The following is a 24,465-nucleotide window of genomic DNA, read 5'->3' as shown; positions in this document are numbered from 1 at the left end:
CTTTCTATTTTATACATTTGCATTCTTAAATTATTTACTATGTTACAAATACAATTTATTAGAGAAAACAAGGAAGAAGTTATCACACGATTAGCAAAGAAAAATATGGATGCTAAATCGATTGTCGAAGACATAATTAACTTTGATGAAAAAAGAAGATCAACACAAGTTGCTCTTGATACAATTCTTGCGGAATCCAATAAAGTATCCAAAGACATTGGTGATTTAATGCGTAATGGTGAAAAAGCTAAAGCTGAGATTCTAAAAAGTAAAACAACACAGTTCAAAGAGCAAATAGAAGTTTTAAAAGTAACGTTAAATACTCTTTCAGCTCAATTAGAAGAAGAATTATATAAATTACCAAATTTACCAGCAGAAATAGTTCCTAACGGAAAAACTCCAGAAGAAAACGAAAATGTTTTTGAAGAAGGAACTATTCCAACGCTTCACGAAGGAGCTTTACCTCATTGGGAATTAATAAAAAAATACGACATTGTTGATTTTGAATTAGGCACAAAAATAACGGCACCAGGTTTTCCAGTTTATAAAGGAAAAGGAGCAAAATTACAACGTGCTTTAATTTCTTATTTCTTAGATAAAAATATTGATGCAGGATATCAAGAGTATCAAGTGCCTCTTTTGGTAAATGAAGCATCAGCTTATGGAACAGGACAATTGCCAGATAAAGAAGGTCAAATGTATCACGATGCAAAAGATAATTTATATCTAATTCCAACAGCAGAAGTTCCGGTAACCAATATTTTTAGAGATGTAATTCTTCAAGAAAATGAATTACCAGTTTTAGCTACAGGTTATACACCTTGTTTTAGAAGAGAAGCTGGTTCTTGGGGAGCACATGTTAGAGGTTTAAATCGTTTGCACCAATTTGATAAAGTTGAAATTGTACGAATTGAACATCCAGAGAATTCATACAAAGCTTTAGACATGATGGTAGAACATGTAAAAGAAATATTAAACGAACTTAAATTACCATATAGAATTTTGCGTTTATGTGGTGGTGATATGAGTTTTGCGTCTGCTTTGACTTATGATTTTGAAGTATATTCAACCGCTCAAGAACGTTGGTTAGAAATAAGTTCAGTATCCAATTTTGAAACTTTTCAAGCCAATCGTTTAAAATTAAGATTCAAAGACAAAGACGGAAAAAACCAATTGGCTCATACTTTAAACGGAAGTTCATTAGCCCTACCAAGAGTCTTAGCTGGAATTTTAGAAAATTATCAAACACCAGAAGGAATTGTAATTCCAGAAGTATTAAGAAGATATACAGGATTTGATATCATTGACTAATAAACGTTAATCTTTATAAAAACAATGTACTAAATTGGCATAAAAAATGTTACTTTAGTACATTATTTGTTTCTAAGTAATTGTATGAGAAAACTTTTTATTCTTTTTTGTTTACTTCTATCAGTAAGTGTTAAGGCTCAATCTGAGCAGTTAGCCTATAATTATTTTGATAGAGGTGAATTTGATAAAGCAATTACTTTACTTGAAGAAATTGTTGTGAAACAGCCAGGGAATCCTGCGTTTTTTCAAAAAATGATTGAATGTTATCAACAATTAAAACAATACGATAAAGCAGAAACGGCTATTTTATATAAAATGAAAATTTCTAAAACACCTACATTATATGTAGAATTAGGCTATAATTTTCAATTACAAAAAAACGAAGCTAAAGCAACTGAAAACTATAATTTAGCTATAGAACAAGTCGTTTTACAATCCAATTATGCTTATTCTGTGGCATCGGTATTTGAACAAAAAACATTGTTAGATTGGGCAATCAAAGCATATGAAGTTGGAAAATTAGGAAATCCAAATTTAAACTTTGATTATCAAATTGCTTTACTAAATGGACAAATGGGAAATTTAGATTTAATGGTTGAAAAACTGTTAGATTATTCTTTTAGCAATCAAAATAACACCCCACTTGTTCAAAATCAACTAACTAGATTTATTAGTGAAGACACGGAAGGAAATTTTACAGAGTATATTAAAAAAGCACTTTTAATTAGAGTACAGAAAAATCAGGATATTTATTGGAATCAATTTTTGAGTTGGTATTTTATGCAACAAAAAGAATACGGAAAAGCATTTACACAAGAGAAAGCAATTTATAAACGTAATCCTGAAGGGTTTTACAACATTGTGAATTTAGCCAAATTTGCTATGGAAGAAAAAGAAAATGAAACAGCAAAAACCATTTTTCAATTCATTTTAGAAAATACGCAAGATTACGGTTTACAAATTATGGCTCACGATTTTTTAATTTCAATGCAAATTGAAGAATCTTCAGAAAAAGAATATCCAGTTATTCAACAAACAATAGAAAGTCTAGTAAAACAATACGGGATTTCTCCTTTCACTTTAGAATTGCAACTATTATCGGCACATTTTGATGCTTTTTATATGAAACAATTTGACAAGGCAAAAGTTACTTTGGATAATGCCTTATCTCTTAGGTTAGCACCAAGACAAGAAAGTGAAGTTAAGATGGAATTAGCTGACATATTAGTTTTAGACGAAAAATTTAACCAAGCGATTTTGTATTATGCTCAAATTTCAGAAACTTTAAAAAATGACGAAAAATCACATGAGGCAAGTATGAAAATGGCTGAAACTAGTTATTATAAGCAAGATTTCGATTGGGCATTACAACAAGTAAAGGTTTTAAAACAATCTTCAAGTTTATTGATTGCCAATGATGCCATTGAATTGTTTTTATTGATTAGTGACAATTCAGCAGAAGATAGTACAAGAGTTGCCCTAAAAGCATTTTCAAAAGCAGATTTGCTAACTTATCAAAATAAGAATGAATTAGCTTTGTCCCAATTTTTAGAAATTCTTGAAAAATATAAAGGAGATACAATAGAAGATAATGCTCTTTTTAAAATCGCACAGATTTATGAAAAGAAGAAAGATTACACAAATGCTTTAGTTTATTATAAAAATATTTTAGACAATCATTCAGACGGAATTTATGTAGATGAAGCCTTATTTTTTTCTGCTGAAATTTATAGAAAATATCTAAATGATAATGAGAAAGCAAAACCATTATACGAAAAAATGATTTTTGAACACGCAGATAGCATTCATTTCACGGAAGCTAGAAAACAATTCCGTTTGCTTCGTGGAGATGCTATTTAAGAAAACACATTTAAATGATTATATACAACGTTACAGTAAATATTGACCATTCAATCCATAACAAGTGGTTGCAATGGATGCAAAACAAACACATTTCAGATGTTTTGGCAACAGGATTATTCAACAATGCTAGACTTGTGAAAGTTTTAGTAAATGAAGATGAAGGAGCAACCTATTCGGTTCAGTTCTTTTCAGATTCAAAAGAAAAATTAAACGACTATTACCTAAACCATGCACCAAGATTACGAAAAGAAAGCTTAGAGCTTTTTGGTGATAAAATGCTTGCTTTTAGAACTGAATTGGAAGTTTTGAGTGAGCATTTTCACAGCGAAAATTAGATTCACTAAAGTCTTTTCCGAGAAATCGGAAAACTTTTAAAACACAGAAGCATTTATTTTAAAAATCAATCTTTAAAATTTATGAGTTATACCAGAAAGATGTTTATGTATATATTTTAGCTAATAAAAATAATTCTGTTTTGTACGTTGGAGTGACAAATAACATTCAAAGAAGAATATTAGAACATAAAGATAGAGTAAATAAAGGTTTTACTTATAGATACAATGTTGATAAACTGGTTTATTATGAAGTTCATGGTTATATAAATGATGCAATTCTAAGAGAGAAAAGAATTAAAAAATGGAATCGTAAATGGAAAGAACAGTTAATTGAAGAGCACAATAAAGAATGGATTGACTTATCATTAGAATGGTAAATTAAGAAATTAAGTAATTAAAAGATTCCCGATTTCTCGGGAATGAAAAAACAGAACATGTCAGTAAAAGCAAAAAAACATTTAGGTCAACATTTCCTAACAGATGAATCCATCGCTCAAAAAATAGCAGATGCATTGACTTATTCTGGCTATTCAAAAACTATAGAAGTTGGTCCAGGAATGGGTGTTTTGACAAAATATATTTTAGAAAAGCCTACAGAAACATTTGTAGTAGAAATTGACACAGAATCAGTAGAGTATTTACAAACACATTATTTAAATTTAGCTAATAATATAATTTCTAAGGATTTTTTAAAGTACGATTTGAACGAGATTTTTAAAGGAGAACAATTTGCCATCATTGGAAATTTTCCTTATAATATCTCTTCTCAAATTCTTTTCAAAGCTATAGAAATGCGAACTCAAGTTCCTGAATTTGCTGGAATGTTTCAAAAAGAAGTTGCGCTACGTATTTGTGAAAAAAAAGGAAGTAAAGTGTACGGAATTTTATCCGTTTTAACGCAAGCATTTTTTGATACGGAATATTTATTTACCGTGCCACCAGAAGTTTTTAATCCACCACCAAAAGTAGATTCAGGTGTTTTGCGTTTAACACGAAAAGAGAATTTTACTTTGCCTTGTGATGAAAAATTATTCTTTAGAGTTGTAAAAACAGCCTTTCAACAAAGACGAAAAACATTAAGAAACAGTCTAAAAACCTTTGCGTTTTCGGATAGTTTAAAAGAAGATGTTATCTTTGACCTTCGACCAGAACAACTTTCAGTTGAACAATTTATAGAAATCACCCAAAAAATAGACGCCGATGGAGTTTAAAATCAGCAAAGAATTCATTGCTCAAATAGAGCAACTTATTAGTGAAAATAAAGAAAAAGAGCTACACGACTTACTTCTTGATGTTCACTTTGCTGATATTGCCGAAATTATGGACGAGCTTGATAGTCATGAAGCGAGTTATATTTTCAACACTTTAGATTCCGAAAAAACAGCTGAAATACTTTTAGAATTAGATGATGATGTTAGAGAGAAAATCCTTAGAAACTTATCACCTAAAGAAATTGCAGAAGAACTAGATGAGCTAAGCACAAATGATGCCGCTGACATTATTGGAGAGCTTTCTAAAGAAAGAAAAGAACAAGTAATTTCTGAACTAGAAGATGTTGAACACGCCAAAGATATTGTTGATTTACTTCGCTATGATGAGGATTCTGCTGGTGGTTTGATGGCAAAAGAGTTGGTAAAAGTCAATGAAAATTGGAATGTACTAACTTGTGTTAAAGAAATGCGCGCTCAAGCTGAAAATGTTACTCGTGTACATTCTATTTATGTTGTTGATGATGAAAATCGATTAAAAGGAAGGCTTTCATTAAAAGACTTATTAACCACTTCTACAAAAACGCCAATTGGTGATATATATATTGCAAAAGTCGATTATGTAAAGGTTGATACAGAGAATGTTGAGGTGGCAAGAATTATGCAAAAATATGACTTGGAAGCTATTCCAGTTGTAGATGAATTAGGACGTTTAGTAGGTAGAATTACTATTGATGATATTGTTGACGTAATTAAAGAAGAAGCAGATAAAGATTACCAATTAGCAGCAGGTATTTCACAAGATGTTGAAGCAGATGATAGTATTTTTGAATTAACAAAAGCCCGATTGCCTTGGTTAGTTTTAGCCCTTTTTGGTGGATTTATTTCGGTTAAAGTTTTAGGTTTATATGGACCAGCAATGGATGTTCATCCAGAATTGTTCTTTTTTACACCTTTAATTGCTGCAATGGCTGGAAATGTTGGTGTTCAATCGTCTGCGATTATTGTTCAAGGTTTGGCAAATAATGCCTTATCTGGCTCACTTTTTAAACGATTATTAAAAGAATTATCATTAGGCTTACTTAACGGATTTATATTAGCCGTTCTATTAATTATAGGGAGTTATTTTTTGCTAGACATTGATATGATAACAGGGTTTACAGTTTCATTAGCCTTACTTTCGGTTATTATTATGGCATCTTTGATTGGAACTTTTATACCTATTATTCTAGATAAATATGGTGTTGATCCAGCACTTGCAACAGGACCATTTATAACAACTAGTAACGATATAATGGGAATTATAATTTTCTTTACTATTGCTAAAGTTATTTTAGGGTTTTAATTTTAATCGCAATCTTCGGGAATAATCAATTCTTTTTTAACAGGAGTTATTTTTTCCAAAACCCATTTATTTGTAATTTTATTTTCCCAATTGGTATAGTATTTTATTTTTAGGATTCCATTTGGAATTAGTTTCTTGTCTGTTATATATTTTTCATATACTGTCTGATGTGTAAAATAAGGTAAAAATGAATTACTGTTTTTATCAACTATATAATGAAACTGATCGATATTATTTCTTTTTTGATATTTTAAACTTCGATTAGATTTTATAGTATAATGATAATAAGATACATTTTCAATTAATGTGTCTTTTAAGTTTTCAAAATAGTAATCTTTTACTTTATATTTAAAAGGATATTCAGAAGCATACATAATTGCTTCACACGAAACAAAAATTGATTTATTCACAATGAAATCCATTGCATTTACAGTTGAAAATACTCTGGGTTGTTTTTTTCCATTCATTTCTCCAAAATGCAAATCAATATTCAAACTATCTTTTTTGTAAATGAGTACAAAATAATTGTTTGCATTAGAATTTACTAAATAGGTTGGATTTGAAATAAGTTTCGTTGAATCAATTTTGTTTTTATATTCTAACATATAGTCAAAATCATAAATATGTTGTGCATGAAGAGTTTGACTTAATAACAGAAAGAAGAATAGTTTTTTCATTTTTTAAAAGTAAAGAAAAAATATATTTATAAGAAAGTTTTAGAAAAAAATTATCTTTAACCTTTTATACAAAATCATGACAACCAAAAACATAAAAATCCTTCATATAGATTCCAATAATCCTTTATTAATTGAACAATTAAAAGAGTTAGGATTTCAAAACGAAGAAGATTTTACTTCAACTAAAGAAGAAATCGAAGCCAAAATTCATAACTATCACGGAATTGTAATTCGAAGTCGCTTTAAAATTGATAAAACATTTATAGATAAAGCTACAAATCTTCAATTTATTGCAAGAGTAGGAGCGGGTTTAGAAAGTATTGATTGTGATTACGCAACTTCAAAGAACATTCAACTAATTGCTGCTCCAGAAGGTAATAGAAATGCTGTTGGAGAACAAGCGTTAGGAATGTTACTTTCTCTATTCAACAACCTTAATAAAGCTAATGCGGAAGTCAAAAATGGTCAATGGAATCGTGAAGCCAATCGTGGACATGAGTTAGACGGAAAAACGGTTGGAATAATCGGTTACGGAAATATGGGAAAAGCTTTTGCTAAAAAGCTAAGAGGTTTTGAGGTTGAAGTTTTATGCTATGATATTCAAGAAAATGTTGCTGATGCCAATGCAAAACAAGTCACTTTAAAAGAACTTCAAGAAAAAGCAGATGTGCTGAGTTTACACATTCCTTGGACACCAGAAACAGATAAAATGGTGAATGCTGCATGCCTAAATGCTTTTCAAAAACCATTTTGGTTAATCAACACAGCTCGTGGAAAAAGTGTTGTGACTTCAGATTTAGTGGAAGCCTTAAAATCAGGAAAAGTTTTAGGTGCTGGTTTAGATGTTTTGGAATACGAAAAACTATCTTTTGAAAATTTATTTGATGAAGAAAGTAAAAACGAAAGTTTCGAATATTTACGTCAAGCGGAAAACGTATTATTAACACCACATATTGCCGGTTGGACATTTGAAAGTCACGAAAAATTAGCACAAACGATAGTTGATAAAATCAAAGCAATTTACAGAAAAGAAGAAATTTCAGAAGTAGAAGAAAAACGAGTTACAGGAATTGGTGGCTTTTTCTTCAAAACTGAAAACCCTAATGAGATTAAGGAATGGTACAAAAAGCATTTAGGTTTTAACACAGATGATTATGGTTGTACTTTTTGGTGGAAAGATGAAAAAGGAAACGATTGTTCGACACAATGGAGTACTTTTAAAAATGACACAAACTACTTTGAACCTTCCGAAAAACAGTTCATGCAAAACTTTCGAGTACATGACTTAGAAACATTATTAAAAAAATTAGTACAAGAAGGTGTAACAATTATAGATGAAATGCAGACTTATGAGTATGGAAAGTTTGCTTGGATTCTTGACCCAGAAAACAACAAAATTGAACTTTGGGAACCGATTGACTCAGTATTTCAATAAAAACAACTTTATAAACTAACTAATTAACCAAAAACTAAAACTAAAACGAAATGGAAACAACAAAAACACCTGAACAGTGGAATCAGCCTAGTGCAAATATTCCTGTATTTAAAGTAGACCCAATTGTAGTATTGCTTTTAAGCTTTATAACTTGTGGATTATACTTAATTTATTGGAACATTAAAGTTGCCGAAGTAATTAATGCTGTTTCAAATAGAGAAGTAATTTCTACGCCAATAGCTGTTTTTTCAGGATGTTGTTTGCCAGTAAACCTATATTTTTATTACGTAATAGGAAAAGAAGGTTTGCCAAATGTTTACAAATTAACTAAAGAGTTGGAAAAAGATCAGTCAACTTTATTAATTATATTGGGATTATTTTTTCCTTTTGCAGCTGCAATGATTGTACAAGGAGATATCAATAGATTATACTCATAAAACCTTTTGTTTTAAATAGAATTCTAGGTATTACAGGTGCTTTTGCAACACTTGTAATACCTTTTGTTTTGTGGTTTCAAAACAGCAATAATTCTTTAGATACAGAACAGTCTCTTTGTCCTTTAAAAATGGTTACTGGCTTTCCTTGTCCTTCATGTGGAATTACTAAATCAATAGTTTATTTTTATGATGGAAATTTACTTAAAAGTTTAAGTTATCATTTATTTGGACCACTGGTAGTTGGTTTTTGTCTTTTTATTATTGTTCTTTTTTTAGTGGAATTAAAAACAAAGAAAACCTATTTTAGAGCATGGTTTTTCAATAGAAAATTAGCGTATTATTTAGCTGCTTTTTTAATTGGCTACCACGTTATAAGACTTGTGCTTTTTATAAAAGAAAATAATTTGGATTCTATTGTTGAACAATCAATTTGGGGTTAATTTAAAATATAATATTGTAAAAAAATTAAAATGTTCAATTGGTATAAGAAAGTTGTTGTTGAAAATTATGCAAATTTTAGTGGTAGAGCTAGAAGATCAGAATATTGGTATTTTGTCCTTTTTAATTTTCTATTTGCAATAGCTGCATATTTAATAGATGTTAATTTGGGTCTAAATTTTGAAAAAGGTTCAGGTGGACCATTTTATTTAATATATATACTTGCAACTTTTATTCCAGGTTTAGCTGTTGCAATTAGAAGGTTACATGATGTTGATAAAAGTGGTTGGTTTCTTTTAATTGTATTTGTTCCTTTTATTGGAGGAATCTGGTTGTTAGTATTGTTTTTTAGTGAAGGAACAATTGGTAAAAATAATTATGGACCAGATTCGAAAAGCAATATAGACGAAATAAATGAAATAGGTAAAGAATAAAACAAACAAAAAACGCTACTTAAAATTCTTTTCCTTTTTTTCCAATTCAGCCTGAAATTCTTCCATTACAGGTTTTACAGTACTTTCAGGTAAATCAGCAATTCTTATATACATTAAACCGTCGACTGCGTTGTTGAATAATGGATCAACATTAAACGCAACAACTCTAGCATTTTGCTTGATGTATTTCTTAATTAAAACAGGTAAACGAAGATTTCCTGGTTCAATTTCGTCTATGATTTTATCGAATTTATTTAAATCAGCTTCCGTTTCGTTGAATACAAAATCTTTATCAGCATCTTTTAGTTTTACTTTATATTCTTTTTTAGGATGAATATATTGCGCTACATAAGGATCGTAATAATGTGATTTCATAAACTCAATCATCAACGATTTAGAAAAATCAGTAAATTGATTACTAATACTAACACCACCAATTAAATACTTATGTTCAGGATAACGAAGTGTTGTATGAACAATTCCTTTCCACAATAAGAAAAGAGGCATTGGTTTTAGTTGGTATTCTTTTGTAATAAAAGCTCTTCCCATTTCTATTGAACTATTCATCATATCGAATAATTCAGGTTCAAATCTAAAAAGTTCATGCAAATAAAATCCATCAATTCCGTATTTTGGATATATATGTGAACCCAATCCCATTCTATAAGCACCAGCTATTAATTGTGTTTCGCTATCCCACAAAAACATGTGATGATAATATTTGTCATATTGGTCAAGATCTATGGATTCGTTTGTTCCTTCACCAACTTCTCTAAAAGTAATTTCTCTCAAACGACCAATTTCATGAAGAATATTCGGAATTTTATCGGCTGTTATAAAATAAACTTCATAATTTTTACTTTGCAAAAGACGGCAATCATTTTCTTGACAATAAGCAACCTCTTCTATGATTTGTTGATGATTTGCGGGTAAAACTATTTGTTTTGGCGGCTTTGGAGTTGATAAGTTAAGATGTGGAGCTTTTAAAAACGAACTTTCTTCCTCAAACGAATTAGAAAGCATATATGTTTTTCTTCTAAGAAATTCACCATAAGCTTCTATATTTTCGATCTCGTTTTGTTCGTTTACTGAAATAGGCTTCCCTATTCTAACTTTAATAACTCGCCTTCTTTGCGTTAAAACTTCGCTAGGTAATTTAGCTGTTCTAAATGTGTCATTTAGCTTGCTCAAAAAATAAAACAACCTGCTGTTTTTAGCATGAAAATATATAGGTACAACAGGTACATTTGCTTTTTTAATAAACTTCATAGAACCTTCTTCCCAAGGTTTGTCTACTACTAATTTACCATCTTTGTAAGTAGAAACTTCTCCAGCAGGAAAAACACCAAGAGGTTTGCCATCACTTAAATGACGTAATGCATCTTTCAAGCCAGCAACACTAGACTTTGCGTCTTTGTGGTTTTCAAATGGATTAACAGGCATAATGTAGGGCTTCATAGGTTCAATTCTATGCAGTAAAAAATTGGCAATTATTTTAAAATCCGGCTCTTTTTCAAGCATTAATTTTAATAATAAAACACCGTCTATTCCACCTAAAGGGTGATTAGAAATAGTTATATAAGCACCGTCTTTTGGTAAACGTTTTAAATCTTCTTCTGGAATTTCAAATTTAATTTCTAGATCACCAAGAAGCCCATCAAGAAAAGCAATACCTTCTAAATGCTTATTTCGATTGTATAATTTATTTATCGTAGATATTTTGGTCAACTTCATCAGTAACCATCCCGAAAAAGTTCCAATAAAACCATATTTGTCTAAATTGATAGCCTTGGCTACTTCTTTGGCAGAAACTAATCCCATTTTAATTGTTTTTTTTGACCAGAAACAAAGATAAACAAAACAAATTAAATCAAAACCTTTAAAAAAACTATATATTAAAAAATAATTTTTCAGCATTAAAAATGCTGATAACGATGTTAATAAATATATAAAGGAGTTTACTATTCTAGTAGCTTTTTAGTACTTTTGAAGTAAATAAAATATACATGAAGATTATCTCATATAACGTAAACGGCATTAGAGCAGCCATTAAAAAGGGCTTTATAGAATGGTTGCAACAAGCTAATCCAGACGTGATTTGTTTGCAAGAAATAAAAGCCAACGAAGATCAAATTCCGACAGAAGAAATTACAAATGCTGGTTATCCGTATCAATATTATTTTTCAGCTCAAAAAAAAGGATATAGTGGAGTTGCTATTTTGTGTAAAACAAAACCCAACCATGTCGAATTTGGTGCAGGTATAGAACATATAGATTTCGAAGGAAGAACTCTTCGTGTCGACTTCGATACAGTTTCAGTTATGAGTTTGTATTTGCCATCTGGAACCAATATTGAAAGATTAGACCATAAATTCATGTTTATGGATGATTTTCAAAGTTATATAAACGAGCTAAAAAAAGAGATACCAAATTTGATGATATGTGGTGATTATAACATTTGTCATGAAGCGATTGATATTCATAATCCAGTACAAAATAAAAACACATCTGGATTTTTGCCAGAGGAAAGAGCTTGGCTAGATAAATTTATGAAATCTGGATTTATTGATACATTTCGAAGTTTTAATAAAGAACCTCATAATTATAGTTGGTGGAGTTATAGAGCAGGAGCAAGAGGAAATAATAAAGGTTGGAGAATTGATTATTGCTTGGCAAATGAAAATTTAAAAGATAGATTAACAAGAGCCTTAATATTACCAGAGGCGAAACATTCAGACCATTGTCCGGTTTTAGTAGAAATTGATTAGAATTCAATATCAATTACAAAAAACAATTACAATAAAAAGAACTTCATTGCCGTTTGACTTTAGTCAACGGATTAATAATTAATAAAAAACAATTAACAATTGAGGAAAAGATTACTTCGTTCCTCTTAATGACCAAAAAAATGATAAAAAAACTTGCCCTAAGTTTAGTAGTTGTTGGATTAACAACTTCATGTGTTTCTAAGAAAATTTATAACGATTTAGAAAACAAATTTGCTGATGTTAAAAAAGAACGCAACAATTTGTTTGACGAAAACGCAACCTTAAAGAAAGATAAAAATGCCTTAGACATTCAAGTTAAAGACCTACAATCGCAATTTGATAAAACTAAAGCAGAAAGAGATAAACTAGCGAATGATTATGCAGCTACTAAGAAAAGCTATGACAATTTAAAAGCTTCTTATGATGCTTTAGAAAAAGATAGCAATCAAGCTTTAGCAGCAAACATCAATAAAAACAGAGAATTGATTGCAGAATTAGATGCCAAGCAAAAAACATTAAACGCAGAACAAGATCGACTAAATAAATTGAAAGCCGATTTAGAAGCCAGTTCAAAACGCTTAAATGAATTAGAAGAAATGATTGCGGCAAAAGATGCTGGAATGAAAAAATTAAAAGACAATTTATCTAAAGCCTTAAATGCTTTTGAAGGAAAAGGACTAACAGTAGAACATAGAAACGGAAAAGTATATGTTTCTATGGAAAACAAATTGTTATTTGAATCAGGAAGTTGGACTGTTGGAACTGAAGGTAAAAAAGCAGTTGTAGCTTTAGGAAAAGTATTGGGTGAAAATCCAGAAATTTCAGTTTTGATTGAAGGACATACAGATAACGATAAATTCTCTGGAAGTATTGGTTCTGTTGAAAACAATTGGGATTTATCTACAAAAAGAGCAACAGCAATCGTAAACATCTTAGCAGAAAACAAAACTATTGATAAAAAGAACTTAACAGCTGCTGGTCGTGGAGAATTTGCTCCAATGGCTTCAAACGACAACGCAATTGGAAAAGCAAAAAACAGAAGAATTGAAATTATTTTAACACCAAAATTAGATGAGATTTCTAAGATGTTGAATGATTTAAATGACTAATTCTTTAGATAAAATAAAGTTTTTAGTTTTTGATAAATGCAATTTCAAAGTTACAGATGTTATAATTGACAAAGAAAGTAAAGAATATGATGGATGTGAATTTATTTTGGATGAAAAAAAAATAATTTTTAGAAGTTCGAAAATCACACCAAAAAAGATTGGACAATTTGTAACGTTTTGGAAAAGAAATAAAGAAGGAATTACAGAACCATTTTCAGAAAATAATGCAATTGATTATTATGTTATAAATGTTCAAACAGAAAATAAAGTAGGACAATTTGTATTTCCAAAATCAGTTTTGATTGAAAAAGGAATTATTTCAACTTCAAAAAAAGACGGAAAAAGAGGTTTTAGAGTTTATTCAATTTGGGACAAAACGATAAGTCAACAAGCAATTGCAACTCAAAAATGGCAATTGAACTATTTTTTTAAAGTCAATGATGACTTAAACTTGAATTTTGTAAAAAATTTATATTCAAATTAAATAGAAAACCTGTTAGTAGAAATATGAAACAGGTTTTTATTTTTATTAAGCTTAGCTACTTTGTATCTTTGCTACTATAATTATAAGATACTGAACTAAATTCAGCATAAAATGAAATATACTACTCTTCCAAATACCAACATAAAAATCAGTAAAATTTGCCTTGGCACAATGACTTTTGGTAATCAAAATTCAGAAGCAGAAGCTCATTCACAATTAGATTATGCAATTGAACGTGGAATAAATTTTATGGACACAGCCGAAATGTATCCAATTGGTGGAAACGCTCAAATTTTTGGAAGCACAGAAAAGCATATTGGAACTTGGATTCATAAACTTGGTCAATCGGAAAGAGAAAAACTTGTTTTGGCAACCAAAATTGCTGGCCCAAATCGTGGCATGGAATACATTCGTCAACCTTTAGATTTTTCTAAAAAGAACATTACAGAAGCAGTTGAATTAAGTTTAAAAAATTTACAAACCGATTACATTGATTTATATCAAATGCATTGGCCAGAGCGTATCATGAATATGTTTGGACAAAGAGGTATTCAACAAATTGATGAAAATTGGCACTATTCTATTTTAGAAATCCTTCAGGTTTTTGATGGTTTGATAAAAGAAGGAAAGATAAAACATATTGGAGTTTCAAATGAAAATCCTTATGGTGTAATGCGCTATTTAATGGAAAGTGAGAAACACAATTTACCAAAAATTGCTACAATTCAAAACCCATATTCTTTATTAAATCGATTGTATGAAGTTGGTTTATCTGAAATTTGTATGAGAGAAAATGTGGGTTTAATAGCTTATTCTCCTTTGGCTTTTGGCTTTTTGACAGGAAAATATTTAGAAGGTTTTCCAGAAAAATCTAGAATGAAAACTTTTCCTCATTTTACAAGATATACCAACGAAAATTGTTTCAAAGCCACAAAATTATACAAAGATTTAGCCGAAGCAAATGGAATGACTTCAAGTGAAATGGCTTTAGCTTATGTAAATCAGCAAAAATTAGTTACTTCAACAATTGTTGGAGCTACTTCATTAGAACAACTTAAAGCAAATATTGATGCTTTTGATATTGTTTTGTCGGAAGATATTTTAAATGAAATCGAAAAAATTCAAGAATTAATTCCTAATCCTGCACCTTAAAAAGTGTTCAGTGCTAAGCAATTAGTTGGCAGTTTTCTAATCTTTTACCAATTTAGAATTATAATTATTTCCATCAGTTGTTGAAATATTTAGTAAGTAAACTCCATTAGAAAGAGAAGTCACATCAATTATATTTGATTTATTTTGCGAAACTTCTTTAGAAATAAGTAGTTTTCCAGAAACATCAAAAAGCTGAATTTGTTTTGCAAAACTTGCTCCTGAGCTAGAAATTGTAATACTATCTTTTGCAGGATTTGGATATAAACTAAAACCACTGTTTTCAAAATTAGTTGTTGAAGCTGTTGCAGTATCAACTATTTTATAAATTATACTTGAATTTGTCACATATAATTCACCATTCATATCTTCACCAAAAGAAGTAAAATTATTATTTCCTGAAAAGTTTGGAGTGTATGTAATTGCGTTTGTAGTTGTATCGACATAACCGATTCTATTCACACAATAATCTGCAAAGAAATATTTGTTTAAAAAATTAGGATACATTGTTCCTGTATAGACATAGCCACCCGTTATAGAGCAATTTCCACCAGAATGAGTGTATTGTGCAACAGGCATAGTTAAAGTTCCAATTGGAGGACAACCTGCTGTTTGATAAGCAACATTTCCTTCATAGCATTTCCAACCAAAATTTAAACCAGCAGTTAAAGGATTTGTGACTTTATTAATTTCTTCAATATTATTTTGCCCAACATCTCCAATCCATAAATCACCATTTAATCTGTTGAATGAAAATTTCCAAGGATTTCTAACACCAATTGCCCAAATTTCATCATTTCCAGCAACACCAATATAAGGATTTCCAGCAGGAGAAGTGTAATAAGGAGCTATAGTTGTGTTTACATCAATACGAAGCATTTTACCTAAATTTTCATTGATGTTTTGAGCTCTATTTCCAGGATCACCAGCACTTCCTCCGTCACCCATTCCAATATATAGATAGCCATCTGGACCAAATTTTAAACTTCCTCCGTTGTGATTAGAATAAGGTTGAGAAATAGTCATTAAAATAGTTCCAGAATTTATAGCTATATCAGGATTTGTGCTGCTAACAGAATATCTTGCAATAACAGTGTCACCAGAAGTATTTGTGTAATTCACAAAAAAATAACCGTTTGAAGCATAATTTGGATGAAAAGCTAAACCTAATAAACCTCTTTCTCCACCAGAAGCAATTATACTAGATAAATTTAAAAAAGGTGTTGAATTAACAGTTCCGTTTGAATTTAAAACACGAATTAAACCTCCTTGCTGAACTACAAACAAACGATTGTCTCCGGCATGAGTAATTTCTACTGCTCCAGAAAAACCAGTAGCAAAAGATTGAATAGCTATAGTTTGAGAAAAAATAATTGAAGGAGTAAAGGCTATAAGTAATAGTAATAATTTTTTCATAGTTTTTCTTTTCTTGTAAATATAAATAAAAAACAATAAAAAAACGACTGAAAGTGTTAATTTTCAGTCGTTTAAAATTTCATTTAAGTAAAATTATAGGTTGTCTATTATTTTGTCTTTTGGATATTTTACTAAGTAACTAATCCTTATTTTTTTGGTTTCGTTAGGTGCGAGTTTTAATTCCCATGTCATAACACCAGTTTCTTCGTTTACTTTTGCTCTGTCTTTTTCTAGAACTTCAATGGTAATTTCTTTATCAGTACTTATAGGATATTGATCTTTTAAAAGCATTTCAATGGTTTCTTTTTTGTTATTTCTAACCGTAATGTCATAGGTAAACGTTTGTTCTTTGTAAGCTGATAAAAATTTTGTTCCCGATTTATCTGTTACTTTTTCACGTTTAATTGAAATCTTTTTATCTCTTCCCATTGATAAACTTAAGGTATCAGCTGTTTGATTTGGATTGATAAATGTTTTTCCAACATACATTCCTTCAAAAATAATATTGGCTTCTCCAGGCAATAAGTTGAATTTAGAATAATCATTAATTTGAGCTAATAAGAAAGCCTCTTTTTCTACTCTTGGAGCAGCATAATATCTATAAGTTGCTGGTAATTTTATTTCTTTTAAAGCTACACTATGTTTTTTTCCATTAGATAAAATATCATAAGGAATATCTATGTCGAATGAAACATTTAGTTGGTTTTCATTAACTGAAGTATAATTAGAAATTGATGATTCTTCCATTTCATCAGCCATAACAGCTGTATTTGAAGCTTTTCCTTGAATTGTATTCATTTTAGCATTTTTATCTTTAAAACCATAAGCTACAGGATAACCATATCTCAAGAACCAAGCTTGTAAAATTGGCGCTTCATTATTTTGATTTGGATTTCCACTTGATAAAGTCAGCTTTACTTTTTTCCAATCAATTCCTGTGTTTTGAACTACTTGAGCTTTGTACATCATGTTGATGGGTTCGTTGATGTTTTCTGCACGCAAATCATAAAAAGGTTGCCATGAAGCGTTGTTTGTCATGTAATTTATGTCCAAATTAACATTTCCAGCAACTTCATTCATCACTTGAAGAATCAGTTTTCCTCTTGATGTTTTTTCTTCGTTTTTGGTATTGATTTCAAGTTTTGAATTTAGTTTTTTCAATTGCTCATTCAACTTGTTTTCTTTTTCTTGGAATGTTGTGATTGCGTTACTTAACTCTGTTCTTTTTACTTTGTAATAATCCACTAATTTCATCAATTCCATAACATTTAAACCCGAATTTTGTCCAGCCACTTGTTGGTTTTTATCTAATAATTCAACCGTTTTTGAATGGGAAACTTTATCAATTTGAACTTTTGCAATTTCTTTTTGAACCCAATTGATACTATCTCTCACTTTTTTGATGGCAGGATTACTTTCATCAATTTCATATTCAGAAATGTAATTTTGGGTAAACTGAACTGAAAGCACAGTCAACGAACTTGGAGCTCCTATTTGAACCGTATTTTCATTCAAATAATCAGCCACATTTTTAATGACAATTTCACTTGTTCCTTTAGGAAGATTTAGTGAGGTTGATTGCGAAAGTTCAGCTCCATTGGTATAAACGGTTGCAGCATTTACTTTTGCCGAAGTAAAGATTGGTTTTTGAGCTAAAGCAATTATTGATGCAAAAAGCGTTAGAATTAAAAGTATTTTTTTCATGATTTTAGATTTTCTATTTATAGTAAGAGTATGTTTTTTATGAAAAGGTTGGGAAGAGAATTTCTTTTTATTCTAATTTAGGTTTAAGTGCATACCAAAAAACTGTATGATCAAACCTTAAGAAGACTTTTTCGTCAAAAGAATAATATTCTTTTAGAAAAGGAGAATGAATAATGTTACTATTTAAAAATTCAAAATTATAATAAACTATAATTTCTGTTTTTTCATCTTTTAAATCCTTTATTTGAATTTGCCATTTATCTAATTCGAAAATAAAATCATCATTATTAATTTTGATTTTATTTTTTAAAAATTCATTAGATAACTTTAAATTAAATTTAGTTTTTATAAAAATGACTTTTTCTAAATTTTCAAAAAAAGTGTCTTTCTTCTTTAGATAATCATCATAAAAAACTGGTTTGAAAAAGTTATTTTGTGTTAATAAATAATATTGTTGTTTATAATTTCCTTTTACATTTGAATTATTATTTATGTATAATGAATCTTTAAAATCTATCTTTTTTAATTCTTCTTCAAATACAAAGTCTGTGTAAACGAAATCTTTAGAAATCACTAAATCTTTAGAAAAAAAAACTTGAGAGTCTTTTGAGTTTCCAATATTCCCAATAGTAATTCCTCTAATTTGAGATTGAATCACATGAGAAATTAGAAGTATAAAAAATAATATTATTTTTTTCATAATTGAAATTTTTTACCCAAACAAAACCCCAACAACATCTTCAATTTTAGCCACTAATACAATTTTTATAAAAGTATTTTTTAAAGCAATTTTGTTGTGTTTTGAAACCAAAATAGTCGTAAAACCTAATTTTTCTGCTTCTTGAATTCGTTGGTCAATTCTATTTACGGGACGAATTTCACCAGATAATCCTACTTCACCAGCGAAACAAAATCCGTCTTCAATGGCAATGTCTTCATTAGATGATAAAATAGCAGCCACAACGGCTAAATCTATAGCTGTATCATCCACATTAATTCCTCCAGTAATGTTTAAAAAGACATCTTTTGTGCCTAAACGGAAACCTGCACGTTTTTCTAAGACAGCCAAAATCATATTTAAACGTTTGGCGTTATAACCAGTTGTACTTCGTTGAGGAGTTCCATAAACAGCAGAACTTACAAGAGATTGAATTTCTATCATTAAAGGACGCATTCCTTCCATAGTGCAAGCAATTGCAGTTCCAGAAAGTTGTTCATCTTTATGTGAAATTAATATTTCAGAAGGATTTTCTACTTCACGTAAACCACTTCCTAACATTTCATAAATTCCTAATTCGGCTGTAGAACCAAAACGGTTTTTCAACGAACGAAGAATTCTATAGACATGGTTTCTGTCACCTTCAAACTGAAGAACAGTATCAACCATGTGTTCTAAAATTTTTGGTCCAGCGATAGTTCCGTCTTTTGTAATGTGTCCAATTAAAATTACTGGAACATTTGATTCTTTGGCATATTTTATCAACTCAGCCGTGCATTCACGAATTTGAGAAATACTTCCAGCAGAAGATTCAATATAATCTGTATGTAATGTTTGAATGGAATCAATGATTACAATTTCAGGTTCAATATCCTGAATTTGCTTGAATATATTTTGCGTTTTTGTTTCCGTAAGAATGTAGCAATTATCACTATTTGGAGTAATTCTTTCGGCACGCATTTTTATTTGTTTTTGGCTTTCTTCACCAGAAACATAAAGTGTTCTATAAGGTAGTTTTAAAGATATTTGAAGCAAAAGTGTACTTTTCCCAATTCCGGGCTCACCACCCAATAATATTAAAGAACCAGGCACAATTCCGCCACCAAGAACTCTATTTAATTCATTATCATTCGTATTTAAACGAATTTCTTGAGAAGAATCTATTTCTTTAATTAATAAAGGCTTTGATGCTTTTGAAGTAGTTCCAGAATCGCTTTTCCAAGTTTTCTTTTCTTCTTTTTGGATGATTTCTTCAACAATAGTGTTCCATTCTTTACAATTGTGGCATTGGCCTTGCCATTTTGAAAATGGAGTACCACAATTTTGACAAAAGAAAGATGTTTTTACTTTACTCATTATTGACCTGCTCTTTTTCTTTTTAAATCTTCAAGTTTTTCAAGCATAAAGCTTTTTGTGAACATTCCAATATCTTTTAGAGAATATCCTTTTTCAACAGCTTTTATAGCTTTGTCATAATTTCCATCTTTTTCATAATAAGAAGCTTCAATAAAAGAAGGTAACATTGTTTTTGGATATTCTTTACTAGCTATTTTTTCTAAATTTTTTAGTTCCTCGCTTGAACCATTTTTAGTAATTAGATTTTGAATTGCTAAAAAATCAATTAATCTAATTTTCATATCAACACCGTAAAGAGTATTAATATTTTTGTATTTTTCAGTTAGATAATCAACAAACCCAGTAGTTTGGTTTTGAAGTTGCTTATATTCTTCTTTATTAATTGGTTGGTATCCTTTAAACACATGGTATAATGCTTGTGGAATAGCTACAGGAACCATCGAATAATGAGAGTAACCATCAAGTTGTAAATATTTATAAGAGACATTTTTATTTAAAACAGTCTTCAGATTTTCGTCTAATAATTTTACTCTTTCGTAAATTGAAGTTTCATCTGTTGGCGAAGAAACTTGAAAATAACTAATAGGTTTTGGCATCATTTTCATTCTATCCTCAATTCTGTTTTCCATATCATAGGCTAAATCTGGACAAAAAGAAATATATCCATCAAAAACAGGATTGTCTTTATAAAGGAAAAAGTTTAAAAAACCAGCAGTTGCATCATGACCTGCAATGACTTTATAGGGAACTGTTCTATAATTATTATTAATAAATGGAATTACTTCAGTTGCAATAAACTCATAAAAATTACCGCTTTTTTCAGTAGGTAATCCATCCTCGTCTCCTTTAGAATCAATGATTCTATCGTTGTTTTTTGCTTGATGAATTCCAACTAAGATTACTTCTGGCAAATCATCAAAATAATAACCATATTGAAGAGAACCGTTGAAAGGCTCCATTAAATATTCACCGTCTAACAAATAGATAACTGGATATTTTTTATCTTTTTCAAATTCATATGATGGTGGCAAAATAATAGAAATCTGTCTGGACTTTCCTAATCTATTTGATTCAATAGTCTCTGTTTTCTTTTGAGCTAATGAAATAAAAGAAAGCGATAATAATACTATTATATATATGTTTTTCATGGTCAGTTTCTAGTAAAGAAATGGCAATTTAGTTAATTATTTGTGTTTATTAAAAAAATGCAATAACAAATACGACAAAAGACCTACTAATACGGTAAGTAATGTTTGTGACGTCCAAATAATCCAACCTAATGCAGCACCAGCACCTTTATTAATTCCATAAAGCAATAATACAGTTTGAATTGAAATTGGAAAAGCACCAATTCCTCCATTTGTAAAACCTATTGCTACACTTCCAAAAATAAATCCCATTATTACAATACTGAAAGCCATATCAGAAGTTTCAGGAATAGCAAAAACGCAAACATAAAACATTAATAAATATAAAGTCCAGATTAAAAAAGAAAAGAATAAGTATTTCCATCGATCTTTCATCACCAAAATGCTTGTCATTCCTTCAATCAATCCAGCAAATTTTTCTTTTATTTTTCCAACAATCTTCCAATTAGAACGAAACCAAATTAGTAAAAAGATAATTCCTAAAACAAATAAAACAATTCCTATTATAATTAATTTTGAAGGAGAAATATTGGAAAATATAAATTCACTTATAATATTAAATTGCAAAATGAATGCAATAAAAACAAACAATAAGAAAATTAATAAATCAACAACTCTTTCGGCTACAATTGTACCAAATCCTTTGTCAAAGGGCACATTTTCATATTTTTTTAATAAAACAGCTCTGGTAACTTCTCCAGATCGAGGAATTGTTAAATTAACAAAATAAGCTACTCCAACAGCAAAAAAATTGTTATGTAGTTTTGTGGTATATCCCAGATGATTTAAGCTATATTTCCATCTATAAGCTCTTGCCCAATAAGCAACTATTGAAATACAAAGCGATAAGAAAACATATGTATAGTCTGCATTTTTAAAATACAGTTTAATGTTTTCTAATTGTTCTGGAGTTAAGTTTGAGTATTGATAATAAATTAATCCAATTCCAATTAATAATGGAATCGTTAAACTGGCAACTTTTTTAAAAGGAGAAGCCAAAATTAGGTTAACAAATTACTCTTCTCGTTAGGAAAAACAAGTGCTGGTTTGAAAACTTTAGCTTCTTCGATGCCTAAAATTCCATAAGCGATAATGATAATAACATCACCTTTTTGGACTCTTCTAGCCGCTGGACCATTAAGTGTTATTTCTCCAGATTTGCGATTTCCTTTGATGGTATAAGTTTCAAAACGTTCTCCGTTATTAATGTTAACAATTTGAACTTTTTCACCTTCAATTAAATTAGCAGCTTCCATTAAATCTTCGTCAATGGTTATACTTCCAATATAATTTAAATCGGCTCCCGTTACAGTTACTCTGTGAATTTTAGATTTTACTACGTGAATTTGCATGGTGCAAAAATAATTAATTAAGTGAAATATTATCTATTAATCTGATATTATCTATAAAAACAGCTATAAATGCTCTATATTTTTTGTTTTTAGACTTTCTAATGCAGGTTTTTAAAGTGGTTTCATCAGCAATTTCAAAGTATTCCAAGGTTATGTTTTCATTCTTTTCTAATGAGTTTTTTACCCAGTTATTTACTTCATTAGCACTTTTTGTGCCAAATTTTTCTTTAGCAGTCAGTAATGTTTTATAAATTATTGATGCTTCATCTCTGTCTTTTATAGAAAGTCTTTCATTTCTAGAACTCATGGCTAAACCATTGGATTCTCTAAAAATAGGACAACCAATAATATTAACTTTTAAGTCATTTTTGGCTACTAGTTTTTTGACAATTTGTAATTGCTGAAAATCTTTTTCTCCAAAATAAGCATTTGTCGGTTTTACAATTTCGAATAATTTTTTCACGATTGTACCAACTCCATCAAAATGTCCTGGGCGATGTTTGCCTTCCATTTCATGTTCTATCCCATCATAATTAAATGATTTAGAGTTTGTCTTTCCTTCATAAATATCATCTACGGATGGAGCAAAAACTATACAATCTGGACAAATCGTTCTAATTTTTTCAATATCAATTTCTAAAGTTCTAGGATATTTTTCTAAATCTTGACTGTTGTTAAACTGTGTTGGATTTACAAAAATACTTACAACATTATAGTTGTTTTCATCTAAAGATTTTTTAATTAATGATAGATGTCCTTGATGAAGAGCACCCATTGTTGGGATAAAACCTATGGCACAATTTTTGTCCCAAATTGTTTTTAAATAAGTTGTTAAAAGGGCTTTTTCTTTAAAAATTTGCATCAATGATAATAATAAATTGACTGCAAACTTACTATTTTAGTAGATAAATACATAAAATTTTGTAATTTTGCATGTTTTATAATTTGAAAACAAACAATTTTATGGAGGATAAAAGGATTTTGTATGTGTCATCTGAAGTAGTTCCTTACTTAGCTGAAAACGAGGTGTCAATACAATCTTATGAATTACCAAAAATGATTAATGATGCTGGAGGGCAAATTAGAATTTTTATGCCTAGATATGGTAATATAAATGAAAGAAGACACCAGTTGCACGAAGTTATAAGACTATCAGGTATGAATTTGGTTGTAAATGATGTAGATATGCCTCTGATCATTAAAGTTGCTTCAATTCCGAAAGAGAGAATTCAGGTTTACTTTATTGACAACGATGAATATTTTAAAAGAAAAGCTACATTTTCTGATGAAGAAGGAGTTTTATATCCAGATAATGATGAAAGAGCTATCTTTTTTGCAAAAGGAGTTGTAGAAACAGTTAAAAAATTAAATTGGGTTCCAGATATTATCCATGTACATGGTTGGATGGCTGCGCTTTTGCCAATATATTTAAAGCATTATTATAAAAATGAAGGAATTTTTAATGAAACAAAAATTATTACTTCAGTTTATAATCAGTCATTTGAAGGCGAATTAGATAAAAAATTAATCAATAAGATGATTTTTGATGAGATTCCTGAGGCAAGTATTTCAGATTTAAAAACACCTAGTTATGAAAACTTGTTAATGGCTTCAATTCAGCACTCAGACGGAGTTATTATTGCCTCAGATGATTTGTCATCAAGTTTAACAAAATATATAGAAAGTTCAAAAAAACCTTTTTTACCTTTCACACCTAAAGAAAGTTTTAATGAAGTTTATACCGACTTCTTAAAAAATACGGTTTTAAAATAATAATA

The 24,465-nt window shown here is 29.5% G+C and carries 25 protein-coding genes and 1 pseudogene; 16 read left to right on the top strand and 10 right to left on the bottom strand.

Annotated elements, in window-relative coordinates; genetic code table 11:
* Positions 1-39: 39 nt before the first annotated feature.
* The 6 genes from serS (at position 40) to mgtE (ending at position 6,062) form a co-directional block, all read left to right on the top strand.
* On the top strand, positions 40-1,311 hold the full coding sequence (serS, locus tag G507_RS0111760; RefSeq protein ID WP_026717661.1) for a serine--tRNA ligase: 1,272 nt from the start codon (positions 40-42) through the stop codon (positions 1,309-1,311).
* Positions 1,312-1,395: 84 nt separating this feature from the next.
* Entirely contained in the window at positions 1,396-3,171 is a 1,776-nt protein-coding gene (locus G507_RS0111755; protein WP_026717660.1) for a tetratricopeptide repeat protein, read from the top strand.
* A gap of 14 nt (positions 3,172-3,185) precedes the next feature.
* Positions 3,186-3,509 (top strand): DUF4286 family protein, encoded by a 324-nt coding sequence (locus G507_RS0111750; RefSeq protein ID WP_026717659.1) that lies wholly within the window; start codon positions 3,186-3,188, stop codon positions 3,507-3,509.
* Positions 3,510-3,577: 68 nt separating this feature from the next.
* Positions 3,578-3,886, top strand: coding sequence for a GIY-YIG nuclease family protein (locus tag G507_RS0111745; RefSeq protein WP_342662433.1), 309 nt, complete (start codon positions 3,578-3,580; stop codon positions 3,884-3,886).
* A 57-nt stretch (positions 3,887-3,943) separates the two neighbouring features.
* Entirely contained in the window at positions 3,944-4,720 is a 777-nt protein-coding gene (gene rsmA, locus G507_RS0111740) for a 16S rRNA (adenine(1518)-N(6)/adenine(1519)-N(6))-dimethyltransferase RsmA (RefSeq protein WP_157496599.1), read from the top strand.
* The gene (mgtE, locus tag G507_RS0111735) at positions 4,710-6,062 is read left to right on the top strand and encodes a magnesium transporter (RefSeq protein ID WP_026717656.1); all 1,353 of its coding nucleotides are present in this window, start codon (positions 4,710-4,712) and stop codon (positions 6,060-6,062) included. The genes rsmA and mgtE overlap by 11 nt, the downstream gene beginning before the upstream one ends.
* Positions 6,063-6,064: 2 nt before the next feature.
* Here the strand turns inward: mgtE and G507_RS0111730 are convergent, their stop codons facing one another.
* Positions 6,065-6,739: a hypothetical protein gene (locus G507_RS0111730; protein ID WP_157496597.1), complete on the bottom strand. Its 675-nt coding sequence runs from the start codon at positions 6,737-6,739 to the stop codon at positions 6,065-6,067.
* Between the two features lie 76 nt (positions 6,740-6,815).
* On the opposite strand from G507_RS0111730, the pseudogene G507_RS16930 reads away from it, so the two are divergent.
* The 5 genes and pseudogenes from G507_RS16930 to G507_RS0111710 all read left to right on the top strand — a co-directional run.
* Positions 6,816-7,766: pseudogene (locus tag G507_RS16930) on the top strand (2-hydroxyacid dehydrogenase); the annotation flags it as partial.
* Positions 7,749-8,174, top strand: a complete 426-nt coding sequence (locus G507_RS17970; protein ID WP_342662432.1) for a VOC family protein — start codon at positions 7,749-7,751, stop codon at positions 8,172-8,174. The pseudogene G507_RS16930 and the gene G507_RS17970, both read left to right, overlap by 18 nt.
* Before the next feature lie 50 nt (positions 8,175-8,224).
* On the top strand, positions 8,225-8,611 hold the full coding sequence (locus tag G507_RS0111720; RefSeq protein ID WP_026717654.1) for a DUF4234 domain-containing protein: 387 nt from the start codon (positions 8,225-8,227) through the stop codon (positions 8,609-8,611).
* A gap of 128 nt (positions 8,612-8,739) precedes the next feature.
* Positions 8,740-9,051 carry a DUF2752 domain-containing protein gene (locus tag G507_RS0111715; protein ID WP_245575617.1) on the top strand — a complete coding sequence of 104 codons (312 nt, stop codon included), beginning with the start codon at positions 8,740-8,742 and terminating at the stop codon, positions 9,049-9,051.
* A 30-nt stretch (positions 9,052-9,081) separates the two neighbouring features.
* Positions 9,082-9,483: a DUF805 domain-containing protein gene (locus tag G507_RS0111710; protein WP_026717652.1), complete on the top strand. Its 402-nt coding sequence runs from the start codon at positions 9,082-9,084 to the stop codon at positions 9,481-9,483.
* 15 nt (positions 9,484-9,498) lie between these two features.
* Here the strand turns inward: G507_RS0111710 and G507_RS0111705 are convergent, their stop codons facing one another.
* Positions 9,499-11,304 carry a GNAT family N-acyltransferase gene (locus G507_RS0111705; RefSeq protein ID WP_026717651.1) on the bottom strand — a complete coding sequence of 602 codons (1,806 nt, stop codon included), beginning with the start codon at positions 11,302-11,304 and terminating at the stop codon, positions 9,499-9,501.
* A 185-nt stretch (positions 11,305-11,489) separates the two neighbouring features.
* Here G507_RS0111705 and G507_RS0111700 point away from each other — a divergent pair, with 185 nt between their 5' ends.
* From G507_RS0111700 to G507_RS0111685, 4 genes are all read left to right on the top strand, one after another.
* Positions 11,490-12,251, top strand: a complete 762-nt coding sequence (locus tag G507_RS0111700) for an exodeoxyribonuclease III (protein ID WP_026717650.1) — start codon at positions 11,490-11,492, stop codon at positions 12,249-12,251.
* A 140-nt stretch (positions 12,252-12,391) separates the two neighbouring features.
* Positions 12,392-13,360, top strand: coding sequence for an OmpA family protein (locus G507_RS0111695; protein ID WP_026717649.1), 969 nt, complete (start codon positions 12,392-12,394; stop codon positions 13,358-13,360).
* Positions 13,353-13,844, top strand: a complete 492-nt coding sequence (locus G507_RS0111690) for a MepB family protein (protein WP_026717648.1) — start codon at positions 13,353-13,355, stop codon at positions 13,842-13,844. Before G507_RS0111695 ends, G507_RS0111690 begins: the two co-directional genes overlap by 8 nt.
* Before the next feature lie 111 nt (positions 13,845-13,955).
* Positions 13,956-14,996: an aldo/keto reductase gene (locus G507_RS0111685; protein WP_026717647.1), complete on the top strand. Its 1,041-nt coding sequence runs from the start codon at positions 13,956-13,958 to the stop codon at positions 14,994-14,996.
* Between the two features lie 36 nt (positions 14,997-15,032).
* Here the strand turns inward: G507_RS0111685 and G507_RS16925 are convergent, their stop codons facing one another.
* The 8 genes from G507_RS16925 to panC all read right to left on the bottom strand — a co-directional run bounded on the left by G507_RS16925 (position 15,033) and on the right by panC (position 23,549).
* Positions 15,033-16,409, bottom strand: a complete 1,377-nt coding sequence (locus G507_RS16925; protein ID WP_051191668.1) for a PQQ-dependent sugar dehydrogenase — start codon at positions 16,407-16,409, stop codon at positions 15,033-15,035.
* A 93-nt stretch (positions 16,410-16,502) separates the two neighbouring features.
* Complete coding sequence (locus G507_RS0111675) at positions 16,503-18,113, bottom strand: DUF4139 domain-containing protein (RefSeq protein WP_026717645.1); 1,611 nt, start codon at positions 18,111-18,113, stop codon at positions 16,503-16,505.
* A 67-nt stretch (positions 18,114-18,180) separates the two neighbouring features.
* Positions 18,181-18,813 carry a hypothetical protein gene (locus G507_RS0111670; RefSeq protein WP_026717644.1) on the bottom strand — a complete coding sequence of 211 codons (633 nt, stop codon included), beginning with the start codon at positions 18,811-18,813 and terminating at the stop codon, positions 18,181-18,183.
* Positions 18,814-18,825: 12 nt separating this feature from the next.
* On the bottom strand, positions 18,826-20,187 hold the full coding sequence (gene radA, locus G507_RS0111665; RefSeq protein ID WP_026717643.1) for a DNA repair protein RadA: 1,362 nt from the start codon (positions 20,185-20,187) through the stop codon (positions 18,826-18,828).
* On the bottom strand, positions 20,187-21,335 hold the full coding sequence (locus tag G507_RS0111660) for an alpha/beta hydrolase (protein WP_026717642.1): 1,149 nt from the start codon (positions 21,333-21,335) through the stop codon (positions 20,187-20,189). The genes radA and G507_RS0111660 overlap by 1 nt, the downstream gene beginning before the upstream one ends.
* A 36-nt stretch (positions 21,336-21,371) precedes the next feature.
* Positions 21,372-22,334 carry a lysylphosphatidylglycerol synthase transmembrane domain-containing protein gene (locus G507_RS0111655; RefSeq protein ID WP_035666137.1) on the bottom strand — a complete coding sequence of 321 codons (963 nt, stop codon included), beginning with the start codon at positions 22,332-22,334 and terminating at the stop codon, positions 21,372-21,374.
* Between the two features lie 2 nt (positions 22,335-22,336).
* A complete protein-coding gene (panD, locus tag G507_RS0111650) occupies positions 22,337-22,687 on the bottom strand; it encodes an aspartate 1-decarboxylase (protein ID WP_026717640.1) in 351 nt (116 codons plus the stop codon).
* A gap of 13 nt (positions 22,688-22,700) precedes the next feature.
* Positions 22,701-23,549: a pantoate--beta-alanine ligase gene (panC, locus tag G507_RS0111645; RefSeq protein WP_026717639.1), complete on the bottom strand. Its 849-nt coding sequence runs from the start codon at positions 23,547-23,549 to the stop codon at positions 22,701-22,703.
* A 101-nt stretch (positions 23,550-23,650) separates the two neighbouring features.
* Here panC and G507_RS0111640 point away from each other — a divergent pair, with 101 nt between their 5' ends.
* A complete protein-coding gene (locus tag G507_RS0111640; protein ID WP_026717638.1) occupies positions 23,651-24,460 on the top strand; it encodes a glycogen/starch synthase in 810 nt (269 codons plus the stop codon).
* Positions 24,461-24,465: the final 5 nt, after the last annotated feature.

Origin of the sequence: Flavobacterium gelidilacus DSM 15343 (genome assembly GCF_000422685.1) — a bacterium.
Classification (GTDB): Bacteria; Bacteroidota; Bacteroidia; order Flavobacteriales; family Flavobacteriaceae; genus Flavobacterium; species Flavobacterium gelidilacus.
This window is presented reverse-complemented; position numbering and strand designations above follow the sequence as displayed.

What these genes read in the sequence shown, in the direction of transcription:
- serS (WP_026717661.1), top strand. Translation starts at nt 40, where the DNA reads ATGTTACAAATACAATTTATTAGAGAAAACAAGGAAGAAGTTATCACA.
- G507_RS0111755 (WP_026717660.1), top strand. Translation starts at nt 1,396, where the DNA reads ATGAGAAAACTTTTTATTCTTTTTTGTTTACTTCTATCAGTAAGTGTT.
- G507_RS0111750 (WP_026717659.1), top strand. Translation starts at nt 3,186, where the DNA reads ATGATTATATACAACGTTACAGTAAATATTGACCATTCAATCCATAAC.
- rsmA (WP_157496599.1), top strand. Translation starts at nt 3,944, where the DNA reads ATGTCAGTAAAAGCAAAAAAACATTTAGGTCAACATTTCCTAACAGAT.
- mgtE (WP_026717656.1), top strand. Translation starts at nt 4,710, where the DNA reads ATGGAGTTTAAAATCAGCAAAGAATTCATTGCTCAAATAGAGCAACTT.
- G507_RS0111730 (WP_157496597.1), bottom strand. Translation starts at nt 6,739, where the DNA reads ATGAAAAAACTATTCTTCTTTCTGTTATTAAGTCAAACTCTTCATGCA.
- G507_RS0111720 (WP_026717654.1), top strand. Translation starts at nt 8,225, where the DNA reads ATGGAAACAACAAAAACACCTGAACAGTGGAATCAGCCTAGTGCAAAT.
- G507_RS0111715 (WP_245575617.1), top strand. Translation starts at nt 8,740, where the DNA reads ATGGTTACTGGCTTTCCTTGTCCTTCATGTGGAATTACTAAATCAATA.
- G507_RS0111710 (WP_026717652.1), top strand. Translation starts at nt 9,082, where the DNA reads ATGTTCAATTGGTATAAGAAAGTTGTTGTTGAAAATTATGCAAATTTT.
- G507_RS0111705 (WP_026717651.1), bottom strand. Translation starts at nt 11,304, where the DNA reads ATGGGATTAGTTTCTGCCAAAGAAGTAGCCAAGGCTATCAATTTAGAC.
- G507_RS0111700 (WP_026717650.1), top strand. Translation starts at nt 11,490, where the DNA reads ATGAAGATTATCTCATATAACGTAAACGGCATTAGAGCAGCCATTAAA.
- G507_RS0111695 (WP_026717649.1), top strand. Translation starts at nt 12,392, where the DNA reads ATGATAAAAAAACTTGCCCTAAGTTTAGTAGTTGTTGGATTAACAACT.
- G507_RS0111690 (WP_026717648.1), top strand. Translation starts at nt 13,353, where the DNA reads ATGACTAATTCTTTAGATAAAATAAAGTTTTTAGTTTTTGATAAATGC.
- G507_RS0111685 (WP_026717647.1), top strand. Translation starts at nt 13,956, where the DNA reads ATGAAATATACTACTCTTCCAAATACCAACATAAAAATCAGTAAAATT.
- G507_RS16925 (WP_051191668.1), bottom strand. Translation starts at nt 16,409, where the DNA reads ATGAAAAAATTATTACTATTACTTATAGCCTTTACTCCTTCAATTATT.
- G507_RS0111675 (WP_026717645.1), bottom strand. Translation starts at nt 18,113, where the DNA reads ATGAAAAAAATACTTTTAATTCTAACGCTTTTTGCATCAATAATTGCT.
- G507_RS0111670 (WP_026717644.1), bottom strand. Translation starts at nt 18,813, where the DNA reads ATGAAAAAAATAATATTATTTTTTATACTTCTAATTTCTCATGTGATT.
- radA (WP_026717643.1), bottom strand. Translation starts at nt 20,187, where the DNA reads ATGAGTAAAGTAAAAACATCTTTCTTTTGTCAAAATTGTGGTACTCCA.
- G507_RS0111660 (WP_026717642.1), bottom strand. Translation starts at nt 21,335, where the DNA reads ATGAAAAACATATATATAATAGTATTATTATCGCTTTCTTTTATTTCA.
- panD (WP_026717640.1), bottom strand. Translation starts at nt 22,687, where the DNA reads ATGCAAATTCACGTAGTAAAATCTAAAATTCACAGAGTAACTGTAACG.
- panC (WP_026717639.1), bottom strand. Translation starts at nt 23,549, where the DNA reads ATGCAAATTTTTAAAGAAAAAGCCCTTTTAACAACTTATTTAAAAACA.
- G507_RS0111640 (WP_026717638.1), top strand. Translation starts at nt 23,651, where the DNA reads ATGGAGGATAAAAGGATTTTGTATGTGTCATCTGAAGTAGTTCCTTAC.